General features: G+C 68.0%; 13 protein-coding genes. 3 read left to right on the forward strand and 10 right to left on the reverse strand.

Annotated features, from left to right (window positions below; genetic code table 11):
- Positions 1-59: 59 nt before the first annotated feature.
- The 5 genes from T333_RS26945 to T333_RS26965 all read right to left on the reverse strand — a co-directional run bounded on the left by T333_RS26945 (position 60) and on the right by T333_RS26965 (position 3,857).
- Positions 60-419, reverse strand: coding sequence for a hypothetical protein (locus T333_RS26945; protein ID WP_496426241.1), 360 nt, complete (start codon positions 417-419; stop codon positions 60-62).
- The gene (locus T333_RS26950) at positions 310-831 is read right to left on the reverse strand and encodes a hypothetical protein (protein WP_496426242.1); all 522 of its coding nucleotides are present in this window, start codon (positions 829-831) and stop codon (positions 310-312) included. The genes T333_RS26945 and T333_RS26950 overlap by 110 nt, the downstream gene beginning before the upstream one ends.
- Complete coding sequence (locus T333_RS26955; protein ID WP_496426243.1) at positions 828-1,178, reverse strand: hypothetical protein; 351 nt, start codon at positions 1,176-1,178, stop codon at positions 828-830. The genes T333_RS26950 and T333_RS26955 overlap by 4 nt, the downstream gene beginning before the upstream one ends.
- A gap of 216 nt (positions 1,179-1,394) precedes the next feature.
- On the reverse strand, positions 1,395-2,756 hold the full coding sequence (locus T333_RS26960; protein WP_496426244.1) for a serine hydrolase domain-containing protein: 1,362 nt from the start codon (positions 2,754-2,756) through the stop codon (positions 1,395-1,397).
- Positions 2,757-3,008: 252 nt separating this feature from the next.
- A complete protein-coding gene (locus T333_RS26965) occupies positions 3,009-3,857 on the reverse strand; it encodes a helix-turn-helix domain-containing protein (RefSeq protein WP_496426245.1) in 849 nt (282 codons plus the stop codon).
- A 154-nt stretch (positions 3,858-4,011) separates the two neighbouring features.
- Between T333_RS26965 and T333_RS26970 the strand changes: the two genes are divergently transcribed.
- The gene (locus T333_RS26970) at positions 4,012-4,758 is read left to right on the forward strand and encodes an NADPH-dependent F420 reductase (protein ID WP_496426246.1); all 747 of its coding nucleotides are present in this window, start codon (positions 4,012-4,014) and stop codon (positions 4,756-4,758) included.
- Positions 4,759-4,799: 41 nt separating this feature from the next.
- On the opposite strand, the gene T333_RS26975 is transcribed toward T333_RS26970, so the two are convergent.
- The 4 genes from T333_RS26975 to T333_RS26990 form a co-directional block, all read right to left on the reverse strand.
- A complete protein-coding gene (locus T333_RS26975) occupies positions 4,800-5,294 on the reverse strand; it encodes a GNAT family N-acetyltransferase (protein WP_496426247.1) in 495 nt (164 codons plus the stop codon).
- Positions 5,295-5,440: 146 nt separating this feature from the next.
- Entirely contained in the window at positions 5,441-6,109 is a 669-nt protein-coding gene (locus T333_RS26980; protein WP_496426411.1) for a hypothetical protein, read from the reverse strand.
- 72 nt (positions 6,110-6,181) lie between these two features.
- Positions 6,182-6,655, reverse strand: coding sequence for a hypothetical protein (locus T333_RS26985; protein ID WP_496426248.1), 474 nt, complete (start codon positions 6,653-6,655; stop codon positions 6,182-6,184).
- 67 nt (positions 6,656-6,722) lie between these two features.
- Positions 6,723-8,261, reverse strand: a complete 1,539-nt coding sequence (locus T333_RS26990; protein WP_496426249.1) for an alpha/beta hydrolase — start codon at positions 8,259-8,261, stop codon at positions 6,723-6,725.
- A 246-nt stretch (positions 8,262-8,507) separates the two neighbouring features.
- Here T333_RS26990 and T333_RS26995 point away from each other — a divergent pair, with 246 nt between their 5' ends.
- Both T333_RS26995 and T333_RS27000 read left to right on the forward strand, forming a co-directional pair.
- The gene (locus tag T333_RS26995) at positions 8,508-9,098 is read left to right on the forward strand and encodes a TetR/AcrR family transcriptional regulator (RefSeq protein ID WP_496426250.1); all 591 of its coding nucleotides are present in this window, start codon (positions 8,508-8,510) and stop codon (positions 9,096-9,098) included.
- Entirely contained in the window at positions 9,095-9,949 is an 855-nt protein-coding gene (locus tag T333_RS27000; protein WP_496426251.1) for an alpha/beta fold hydrolase, read from the forward strand. The genes T333_RS26995 and T333_RS27000 overlap by 4 nt, the downstream gene beginning before the upstream one ends.
- Before the next feature lie 116 nt (positions 9,950-10,065).
- Here the strand turns inward: T333_RS27000 and T333_RS27005 are convergent, their stop codons facing one another.
- A complete protein-coding gene (locus T333_RS27005; protein ID WP_496426252.1) occupies positions 10,066-11,694 on the reverse strand; it encodes a TlrC/CarA/OleB/SrmB family ABC-F type ribosomal protection protein in 1,629 nt (542 codons plus the stop codon).
- Positions 11,695-11,704: the final 10 nt, after the last annotated feature.

Raw genomic sequence — 11,704 nt, forward strand, 5'->3', positions numbered from 1 at the left:
CTCGTGCGCACACGCGCTGGCCCCGACCGGAGACTCGGTCGGGGCCAGCGCTTTTCGCGCTACTTGTCGAGTTTCGCCCGGAACGGGCCGCCGACGCTGTTGAACAGCAGGTCGCCGTTCGGGAACGCCTCGATGATCGCGTACGCGCCGTTGCCGTAGTTCGACTGCCCGAAGATGGTGCGGTGCACGGTCTCTCCGGTCTTCCAGTCCAGGCCCGTGACCTCCCAGCCGTCGGCCTTGCTGTAGCCGTTGACGAACACGATTCCGGCCTCGGTCGACACCGCGGGCACCATGGAGGTGGACACCACGTCACCGCGCTCCCACACCGACGTCCACTTGTCCGCGGCCGGATCCCATTCGAAGCGCTGCATGCCGTGCGGCGGTTCGTCGACCGGACCGTTGGCGAGCACATCGACCAACCGGTCCGGATTGCCGGGGGATCTCGTTGCGCCAGAAGGCGACCAGCTTCATGTGGTCGGCGCCGTCGGTGATCACCACGAGTTCGTCGGAGCCCTCGCCGAAGCCCATCAGGGTGGGCGTCGATCCGGTGCCGATGCCGAACTTCACCGCGGGCGGCTGGCGGCCGAAGTCGTAGGGCGCGGACCAAGCGCCGTCGGCTTGCTCGGTGGACAGCTTCATGCCGGTCCACACCACCTTGCGCATGATCTTGTCGGAGGCGACGTAGATGCCGCCCTTCTCGTCGACGGCGATCGAGTTGGAGACGGTCTCGTCGTCGCCGAAGCGGATCTGCTGCGGCTGCCCCGACAGTTCGCGGTCGATCGCGATCAGACCGCGCGAAGAGACGACGATCAGATGGCCGTCGTAGGTCATGTTGACGCCGACGATGCTCTCGGGAATGCCGAGCGAGGTGCCCCCCGCGCCGAGACGCGATTGTCCACCAAGCCGTTCACGCCGTTGGCGATGCGCTGCCAGGTCGCCCCGCCCCAGTCGTCGCGGATGGCGCTCTGGATCCGGGCGGTGTCGGTGAACGTCTGGTCCAGCACCTCGTCCAGCGCCTGCGGCGGGATGGGCTGCACGCCGGGGGCGTCCATGGCGGCGACCTCGCGGAACCCTCGATCCGAGACGTCCACGTACCGCACGCCGGAGCTCGACGAGATCCACCTGTACTTCTCCGACGGCGAGGTCAGCGTGATGATGTTGACCGGGCCGGTGGCCACGCGCGGCATCTGTTGCGGGTCGAACCGGAAGGCGCCGCGCGGCGCGGGATCGGCGAAGCTATCGGACTGGCCGGGGTCCAGGTGGGTGACACGATGCGCGCAGCCACAAGATCACTTTCCGCACTCGGTGCAAGCAAGAGGCCCTGTCGACTACCAGGACCGCGGTTCAGGTGGCCTCAGGCGAGGCGAGGTAGCGGACGGCGGCCGCGCCTAGGCTCACGCGTCGACGCGCTGGAACAGCCGTCCCGCGAGGTCGATACCGACGATCCGGCCGTTGTCGTCGCGGGAGAAGTAGCCGAGCTGTCCTCGCAGGCCGCCGTCGGTGACGACGTATTCGTCGCGGTCGCCGGGCAGCAGGCCGATGGCGGCCGCCGGGTAGTCCGGCGGCAGTTCCTGGTCGGAGGCCGCGCGAATCTCCGGCTTGATGCCGACCGCGAGGCTGAGTCCGGTCGCGTCGGCGGCGATGGTGAGCGTCATGGCGTCGATGTCATAGGTGCCCGCCAGTTCCGCGGCGCGCGTCGCGTCGTAGGGCAGCGGTTCGGGGTCGCGGTCGAGGACGTTCAGGTAGTGCTCGAGCGCCCAGCGCACGACCACCTGGTTGCAGGCGATGCCCTCGGGTCCGGCGTTGGACATCACGACGATCGCGAAGTCGTGTTCGGGGACGATGAGCAGTTCGGCGAACTGTCCGTTGCCGGAACCGCCGTGGCCGATGGCCCGCACGCCGTCGATGTCGCGCAGGAACCAGCCGATGCCGATGGCGTCGCCGAACGAGCTCGCCCGCAGTTCGACGGTGGGACGACGCATCGCGAGCAGGCTCTCGGCAGGCAGCACCGCGCCACCGTTGCCGAGCTGGAAACGGGCCCAGCGCAATTGGTCGGCCGCCGAGGAGGCGAGGCCGCCGCCCGGGTTGTTGGCGCGCGTGGGCCGCCATGTGCGCGCGACCGTCAGCGAACCGTCCGGCTCGGCGTTGTGCCCGTCGGCGAATCGGCGGGCGGTGATCTCGCGCGGATCGAAGAAGCTGTGCGACAGGCCGACCGGCGCGAAGACGAGCTCGGCGACCGCCTGCTCGAACGACTGTCCGGTGACCTTCTCCACGATCCGCCCGGCGAGGTTGTATCCGGCCTGGCTGTAGGAGGCTCGGTCGCCGGGTGCGGCGATCATGTCGAGTTCGGGGAGCCGGGCGACGAATTCGGCCAGCGCGTCGTCGCCATCGCCGGTGTCGACGACGAGGTTCCAGTCCAATCCCGCGGTGTGGTTGAGCAGGTTCGCCACGGTGATCTTGGCGGCGGCGTCCTCGTCGGCGAGTACGAGCTCGGGGATGTACTTCCGCACCGGGGCGTCGAGTTCGACGCGCCCTTCCGCGACCAGTCGCATGAGCGCGGTCGCGGTGTAGGTCTTGGTGATCGAGCTGACCTGGAACAGCGTGTCGCTGTCGACCGGCTGCGGGTTGTCCACGCTGGTCACGCCGTGGCAGGCGAAGACTTCCCGACCGTCGGCGAGCACACCGACCGCGAGGCCGGGAATCCCGAACTTCACGGCGGTCGCTTCGACGAACTCGGACAGGGTGACATCGGACATCGGCGTTTCCTTTCGTGTTTCTGGAACGCCCATGACGATGCCGACCGTCGCTGACAGCGCACTGACAGCGCGCTGATCGCCCATCCGCCGCGCGGCACACCGCGCAAGTATGCGGTGCACGCCATCCCGCACGCTTCCACCACACACCCGACCCGCTGGAGTGTCTCGCATGTGCAAAGCGAGAACGTGGTGAGCCGTTGATGGAGCGTCGATCGACACCTTCGCGCTGATGCGACAGCTCGGCGGGTTGTCCTAGTCGGCGGCCACCGGCAGGCGACCACCGAGCTTCCGCAGCGCCCGCTCGGAGGCGGAACCAGGTTCGGCGGCGAACAGGTCCAGCCCGCAGCACGACGGCGCGTCGGGAAGCGAGACGAGTTCGCGGTGCAGCGTGAGTTCCCCCGCGATCGGGTGGCGCAGCACGTACGTTCCGGACCGAAGCCGCGCGACGGAGTGCTCCGCCCACATCCGCGCGAAATCCGGGCTGAGAGAACGCATTCGCTCGATGTGCGCCGAGAGATCGCGATCGCCACGATGCCGCCCGAGCAGCACGCGCAGGTGCGCCACGTGCTCGTGTGCCACCCGCGACCAATCGGCGCCGTGCAGGTCGCGCAGATAGGGCTCGGTGAACAGGAGGTGCGACAGGGTGCGGCGGTCTTCGGGCAGTGCGGGGAAGTCGCCGAACACCGCCACGGCGAGGTCGTTCCAGCCGACGATCTGGGTGTGCCTGCCGACCAGCAGCGCCGGTGTCATTACGAACGACTTCAGCAGGTAGCGCAAGCCCGCGAGCGCGTCCGGCGTGGCAGTGTCGTCCGCACACGCCTTGGGACGCCGTGCGATCCGGTGCAGGTAGGCCAATTCATCGCCGCCCAGGCGCAGTGCCGTGCCGATCGCGTTCAATGCCTCGTCCGAGACACTGTCGCTCTTGCCCTGTTCCAGGCGCGTGTAGTGCGCGATGCTGACGCCAGCGACCCGAGCCAGCTCCTCACGCCGCAGTCCGGCGACCCGGCGCACTCCCCCGTAGTCGCGCAGCCTGACATCCGCCGGGCGCAGGCGCGCGCGGCGGGACTTGAGGAACTCGCTCAGCTCTGTCCGGTCGTCCACGTGACAACGCTACGCCCGAGTTCGGTGGGTGATCACGCCGTGAGTACGCAAACTCCGGCCCTGGTCGGGTGATCGCGTCGGTTCCATGCTGTCAGTCGGGCCAGGCGCGCATTCGCTCGCCGGTTTCCGTCAACACGAACGAACGGAGAAGTTTGTGCCGCACACACTCGGACTCATCGGCAGCGGAATGATCGGTTCCTCTGTTGCCCGCCTTGCCATTTCGGCAGGACTCGAGGTCGTCCTGAGCAATTCCCGAGGCCCCGAGACCCTCGCCGACTTGGTCACCGAACTCGGCGGGCGCGCCCGAGCGGCAACCCCGGCGGAAGCAGCACGCGCCGCGGACCTGGTGGTCGCGGCCATCCCGCTCACAGCCTTCGCACACCTGCCCGCCGCCGCGCTGGCCGGAAAAACGGTACTCGACACGTCCAACTACTACCCCGAGCGCGACGGCCACCTGACCGAACTCGACACAGCGACATCGACTTCCAGCGCCCTTCTGCAGCGCCATCTCCCAGATGCCCGGGTGGTCAAGGCATTCAACAACATCACCCCACACCAAATCGTCTCCCTCGCCCGTCCCGCTGACGCACCGGACCGCAGCGCCCTTCCCATCGCAGGCGACGACGCGAAAGCCAAAGCCGAGGCCACCCGCCTACTGGACGTGCTCGGTTACGACGCGGTCGACATCGGCCCCCTCGCCGCCAGCTGGCGCAGCGAACCCAACACCCCGGTCTACATCGAGCCCTATCTCGGCGAACGCCCCGCCATGAACCTCGAGGAGTTCTTCCGCTGGACACTGCAAACCCCCGGTGTCCCCGTACCCGCAGCACGGATCTCCGAGCTCGTCCGGACGGCAGTTCGCCAAAAGCCGGGCGAGGCCAGGCTCCCGAGCGCCGATTGACGTCCGCAGGCACGCTTCGAGGCCAGGTCGGCGAGCCGAAACTACGTCGTCGGGCGTTCTAGGCGAAAGAAGCGGCTACGGCGCTGCGTACCGTCGCGGCGGACGAAATGATCCGGCTGCACACCGAGTTCCGTCGCGCCGAGCTTCCGAATTGCGGCCGCCGACCGCCCATTACGCTCGTCGGTCCGAAACTGGATCCACTCCGCTCCCCGATCGAACAACTCCCGCACCAGCAGCCGCTTCACCCTGGTATTGACCCCTGTGCCCCACACCGACGGATCGAACTGCGTCGCATCGATTTCCACACCCGCAGGTGCGGACGGGTCGTAGATGATCGAGGTTCTCCCTACGATCTCCCCCCACTGACGCACAGTAAACGTCATACGCGGTGAAGCGGCCGCGGTGGGTTGCATGTCCGCCGTGAGCTCGTTGACATCGCGTGGGATTCGTCGCGGGATGTGTTCCCAGGCCAGCTCGTGGCGCAACGCCTCGAAAAGCCCCACCGCATCGTCGGAACAGTAGTGCCGCAAGGACACGTCACCGTCCTCGAGACGAGCGGCAGGTATGCATGGTGGCCAGATCACAACCACATGCTGTCATGCCACCGAAAAGCTGATTCGGTCAGCCGAGGTCGGCAGCGCTCGAACGCTCGGCGGCTTCGGGTATCCCGAGAGATCGGTTTTCAGCTGGCCTGCGGGTAGCCGATTTCGGAGATGTCTCGGGCCAGGTCCGCCAGGGTGATCTCTGTGTTCAGCGACGACACGAGTTCCTGGTTCAGCGGCCGCAGGGCGTACACGGCACGCACCGCTTCCAGGTCCACGGGGACCTCGTAGTAGTCCTCGGCGAAGCGCTGGAACGCTTCGGGTGAGCGGTCGATCAGGAGTCGAAACAGATCGGTCGCACCATCGGGATCGGCCCGGTCCGAAGGGAAGTCGATCGTGCCGTGGCGCCAGCGATCGTCTGTCGCGTCCCGCCACAAACAGGCCGTCACGATGGGCACGCCGTCTTCGTCGGTGAACGCCGGCTCCTCGACGAAGCGTTCGAAGACATCGGGAACATCATCGATCACTCCCGGCCAGGGCTCGCCGTCATTGCCATATGGGCTCATCGGAGATTCGTGACTGAAGCCGCGGACATAGACCCCGGCCGCAGAGAACACGATGGTGTACTCGTCTCCGGACCCGTTGCTCATCGAGGCCATCTCCTCGCCTTCGGTCCAAGCGGCGTCGAAGGAGTAATACCGGCTTTCCCAGTCCGGGCTCAGGATCGCATCGAGCATCGCAAGCGAGCGGCACAGATCCCGCAGGTCGGTGATGGCCGGAAGCCGGCGGGCTACGTCATAGACAGTCACGGCCTCATCCAACCGGATCCCTCCGACATCGACGCCGAGCTGGCGCAGCTCGGCCCGACCGGGTACCGGCCGCTACAGGTTCGCGACACCCTCTGCTGACCTCGCCCCCAGGCTCCTGCTTCCGTCGGCGCTCGGGATTCGGGGCGACTGCTGTGTTCGTGTCTGGCCGAACCGTTGGGCTCGCGCGGCATCGTAGCCGGGAAATCGATCGCGCAGAGCTCCGTCGAATGCTTTTGCCTGCTCACGCTTTCGGTCGTTGCGGAACTCGTAGTTCGCGAGGAACCACGCCATCGGATCGGAGGCGAGGTCATCGCGGCCGTCCAGCGTGCACAACGCTGCCGCGGATTGCACCAGCCGGGAGTCGATACCCATCCCGTACGACCCCTGCTGTGGCTGTTCGGCTGCGGCAACGAGCTCTGCGAGAGCGGTCCGGCCGGCCCGCCAGCCAGCCATGGGGCCGTCGATGAACTCGACGAACTGGCCGACGCCCTCGGCGATCCGGTCCGGATCGTCGATGACGATCGAATGAGCCGAGCCGGTGAGCAACCGGTCGATGGATAGCAACTGTGAGAACCGATCCGGGTCGAGCGGAGCGGCTGTCTTCGGCAAGGCTTCAGGCGAACGGGATTGCGTCCGGATGGCAGGTCTCGCCCTCGGCGGGAAGGGTGCCCGAGGTCAGGTAGTCGGAAATCGCGCGGACGCCGCAGCTGGACTGTTGGGTGACGATGTGGCCGATCCCCTCGTGGATCAGTACACGGCTGCCGTCGAGGCGTTGGGCGACGTCGAGGGCTCCGGACAGGGGTGTGGCCGGGTCGAAGCGGCTGTTGAGGATCAGTGCGGGGGTGTCGGTGCGCACCTCCCAGGGGCCGGTGTAGCGGTCCGAAGGTGTCGACTGCCAGAACGCGCACATGCTGGTGCCATAGGCGCGAAGAGTCGCGAAACCTGGTGCGACGGCTTCGCGGCGCTGCGCACTCGCCCACCACGCGGGGGCGAAGCGTGGCAATTGGTTGTCGTTGCAGGTGAAGGCGCTGAAGGGCGCGTCCAACAGCGAGTAGGCGCGGTCGAGTCCGCTCGCATCGATCTGCTCGATCACGAGCTGAGCCAGTTCGGCGGCCTCGGTGTCGGTCGGCGCGGTCGCCACTCGATAGGCGAGGTGCAGCAGCCGGTCGAGACCCGCCTCGCGCCACACCCACGGTTGGTAGAGCACGCCGCCCACGTAGGCGACGAGCTTGGAGTAGGTGAGCGAGGTGCGGGCGCCGTCCGCCGCGACGAGTGGTATGGGATGTTCCCGCAGCCTTGCCAGCAACTCCGGAAAGGCCCGCGCCGGATCGTCGGCGGCGAAAGCGCAGGACTGCCCCACGGCGCAGAGTCGGAGCGCTTCGTGCATCGCCTCCGCCGTCGCGACATCGCTCCCGGTTCGTTCCGAAGACACCGAGTCGATGGGTCCGGACCAAGCTTGGACCGGATTCAGCACGCTGTCCATAACAAACGAACCAACCTGGCGCGGAAAAAGATTCGAGTAGACAAGGGCGAGCGCGGCGCCGTAGGACTGACCGAGGAAGTTCAGTCTCGGTTCGCCGAGGGCCGCGCGGACCAGGTCGAGGTCTCGGGCGACCGCCGCCGTGGTCAGATGATCGAGCAGGGTGCCGTGGCGTTGTCGGCATGCGATGGCGAACTCGGCGTCTCGGGCCGAACGCACCGCGGCATCCTGCGGGTTCATCGGAACAACCGTGGCATCGGATCCGAACGCGACGGCTTCGGTCGGATCGAAGCAGGTTACCGCCGGTGTGGCGAAGCCGACGCCGCGCTGATCGACCGCGATCACGTCGTAGCGATCCCACACCCGGTCGTCCCAGGGGGACGGCACCGCGCCGGAAACCAAGCTGGCCAGATAAACCGACGAAGGGTAACCAGGTCCGCCCCGGTTGATGACGAGGCTGCCCAGTCGCTGCCTTGGATCACGCGCTGGCGCCTTGAACAGCGCGATACGTGCCGTAGGGCCGCCGGGCACGGTGTGGTCCAACGGCACGTCCAGTGTGGCGCACTTCAGCTGGCCTAGACCCGGAATCTGTTCCAGCGCAGCACAATCGACCCATTCCAAGGCAGGCTCGTCCGCCTCGGCGATATCTCCGCCCACCAGTGTGGCGGCCACTATGAGAACCATCGCGCCGAGAGCTCGGCACCACCCCCGGATATCGCCCATTCCCCGAAAGTACCTGAGAACGAACGCCTTCGGATTGCTGGGCGCTCGTGGTCGGCTGGAGTGCTGATCGAGGGCGCGGGTGAGCGGCAGCGTGAGTGGATTCGCCAGGCCACCAGCACCGGTGCAGCACAATTCGACAACTCAACCTATGGCCTCTAGGGTAAAACCTAGACGTACTAGGTTTGGAGCGATGAAATGGCACCACGCGCCGGTCTGAGCGCTGACCGGATCACCCGTGCCGCGGCGGATCTCGCGGATCGGGTCGGCTTCGACAACATCAGCGTGTCGGCCCTGGCCAGGCAGTTCGGCGTGAAAGACGCGAGCATGTACTCGCACGTGGCGAATCTGCGCGAGCTGCGCGCCCGCGTCGCGATACTGGCGGCGGACGAGAAGACCCTGTCGATCGCCGCCGCGGTGGCCGGGCGGTCGGGCAAGGACGCCTTGGTCGCCTACGCGGGCGCGTACCGGGACTACGCGTTGCGCCATCCCGGCCGCTACGCCGCCACCCAGATCCCCCTCGACCCCGAACTCGCCAGCGACGCGCCAGGTTTCGCGCGCGCCATCGAGCTCACCTACGGCATGTTGCGCGGTTACGGCTTGGCCGAGCCCGCGCTCACCGACGCGGTTCGACTGCTGCGCAGCACTTTTCACGGCTTCGCCACGCTGGAGGCGGCGGGCGGTTTCGGACATTCCCGTCCGGCCGAGGAGTCCTGGGCCGCGATCCTCGACGCCCTGCACACCGCGCTGACCCACTGGCCGACTACCGACGAGAAGGCGAATCCATGAGCACCCGAACCGAGCCTGCGGCCGCGACCTTGCGCGTGCCAGGCGCGACACTGCACTACGAGATCCGCGGCCGTGGCCCGATGCTGCTGCTTCTGCCGGGAAGCGGCGGTGACGCCGTGATCTTCGATGCGATCGCCGACACCCTCGCCGCGCGCTACACCGTCGTCGCGATCGACCCGCGCGGCTACTCGCACAGCACCATCGACTCCCCCGCGCCGGTCGGTCAGCGCGTCGAGGTGCAGGCCGACGACGCCTTCCACTTGATCGAACACCTCACGCCCGCAGGCGATTCCGCCTCGGTCTTCGGCGGAAGCGGCGGCGCGATCGTGGCGCTGGAGCTGCTCGTCCGTCATCCGGAGCGGATCGCCCGCGTCATCGCGCACGAACCCCCGCTCTTCGAACTGCTCCCAGATGCGGCCGAGCAGCGCGCGTTCGTCGCCGAAGTGCATCAGCTCTTCCGCACCAATGGCCTGGTCGCCGCCTCCGCCCGATTCCTGGAGGGCATCGGCGGAACACTGAAACCGCTCCCTGCTCCCGAATCCGTCCCGCCGCGCACGGCCGCCATGCTCGCCCGCCTGACGGCCAACGCCCCGCTGATGATGGAACACGAACTGCGTCAATTCACTTCGCATCGCCCCGACCTCGCCGCCCTACGTCGCCACACCGACCGCCTAGTCTTGGGCGCGGGCCGCGACACCTCGCTCCACCTGCCCGCGCGCCCCGCATACGCCCTGGCCGCCGAGTTGGGCATAGAGGTCACCGAATTCCCCGGCGGGCACAGCGGTTTCACCGATGCACCGGCCGAGTTCGCCGACTTGCTTCTGCACCTCCTGTCGACCCCGCGGGGCTGAATCCACGAGGAATCCGTCGAACCGGCCCAGGGCGAACGCCTCGTTGTCCTCGGGGCACCAGATCCGATCAGCTGGCTCGAGCTGGCGGCCGACCGAACACGCCTGGCCGCCGAACTTCACGCGGCCAGCGCGCCCGCCGACATCTCCATTCGTCTGCCGCCGAAGCGGTTTCGCATGGCGCGGTCGTGAGTCACCACCACGACCGCGCCGGGATAACCTTCCAACGCGGCCTCCAATTCCTCCACCAAGCCCGGGGCGAGGTGGTTGGTCGGCTCGTCGAGCAGCAGTAGGTCGGCGGGTTCGGCGACGAGCCGGGCCAGTTCGAGCCTGCGGCGCATCCCGTAGGACAGTTCGCCGAGGCGCAGGCGCAGTTCCGCGGGACGGAACAAGCCCATGGCCAGCAGGGTGTCGGCGTGGTCGTCCGGGTGTCCGAGGCGGCCCAAGGCGAATGCCTCCAGCACCGTCAGCCGCGGCGGCCACGGCAGTTCCTCCTGACGAAGGAAACCGACGCGCCCCGCGACCCGCACCGACCCTCGGTCGGGGGCGAGTTCACCGGCGAGGACCCGAAGCAGCGTGCTCTTGCCCGCTCCGTTGGGTCCGGTGATGAGCAGCCGTTCCCCGTCGGCGATGCGCAGCCCGTCGAGCCACAGCCTGCCCTCGACGACAACGTCCTCGAGTTCGGCCACCGGACAAGACATTTCAGCCTCGCTCGCCCGGACGAGGTCGACGCCGAATCGCAACGGATCCGGCGGCGCCGAGACCGGGTTGTCGGTCAGCCGCGCCACTCGCTCCTTGGCGTTGCGGATCCGCGACATCGCCCCGTGGTCGCGCCCCCGCGCGCGAAACGGTCCCGCGGCGAACACCGCGAGCGGCAGCTTCCGCGGAATCGCCTCGAGGCGAACGACGTTGGACTCCGCCAGGCGACGGTTCCTGGCCAACTCGACCTTCCAGTCGGCGTACTCCTGCTCGCGGCGACGACGCTGGGCGGCCTTGGCGGCGAGGTAACCCGCGTAGCCGTCGCCGTGCCGAGTCACCGCGCCTTCGGCCACCTCCAGGACGGTGGAGGTGATGCGCTGCAGGAACACCCGATCGTGGGTCACCGCGACGACGGTGCCGCGATGCCCGCGCAGGTGTTGTTCGAGCCACGCAACGGCCCGGTCGTCCAGGTCGTTGGTCGGCTCGTCGAGCAGCAGCAGTTCCGGCGCGGCCGCGAGGGTCGCGGCCAACGCCAGCCGGGATCGTTCCCCACCGGACAGGGTCTCCAATCGTCGCGAACGATCCAGCCCGGGCAGGCCGAGGCCGGTGAGCGCGATGTCGACGCGGGTGTCGGCGTCGTAGCCGTCACGCGCCTCGAAGCGGGCGAGCAACTCGCCGTAGGCGTCGAGCCGCTGCTCGACGGGCCCGGGCAGTGCGAGCGCCGCCTCCGCGGCACGCAATTCGTTTTCGAGCTCGCGCAGGTCGGCCAGCGCCAGGTCGATCGCGTCGGCCACCCTCGCCGATCCCGGGAGTTCGAGAGTCTGTGCGAGATAGCCGATTCCACCGGGGGCTGTGACGGTCGCCGTGCCGTTGTCCGGGCGTTCGCGCCCGGCGATGACCTTCAGCAGCGTCGATTTGCCCGACCCGTTGTCGCCGATGATGCCGACGGTCTCGCCCGGCTTGATGGTCAGCGAGACCCGGTCGAGCACGACCCGGTCGTCGTAGCGTTTGGTGACGTCGGAGAGGGTGAGTTGAGCAGCGGTAAGCAAGGGTGCCTCC

The sequence above is a fragment of the Nocardia sp. CNS-044 genome, from assembly GCF_059570515.1.

Coding starts and splice junctions, on each gene's coding strand:
- T333_RS26950 (WP_496426242.1), bottom strand. CDS start 831: ATGACCTACGACGGCCATCTGATCGTCGTCTCTTCGCGCGGTCTGATC.
- T333_RS26960 (WP_496426244.1), bottom strand. CDS start 2,756: ATGTCCGATGTCACCCTGTCCGAGTTCGTCGAAGCGACCGCCGTGAAG.
- T333_RS26995 (WP_496426250.1), top strand. CDS start 8,508: ATGGCACCACGCGCCGGTCTGAGCGCTGACCGGATCACCCGTGCCGCG.
- T333_RS27000 (WP_496426251.1), top strand. CDS start 9,095: ATGAGCACCCGAACCGAGCCTGCGGCCGCGACCTTGCGCGTGCCAGGC.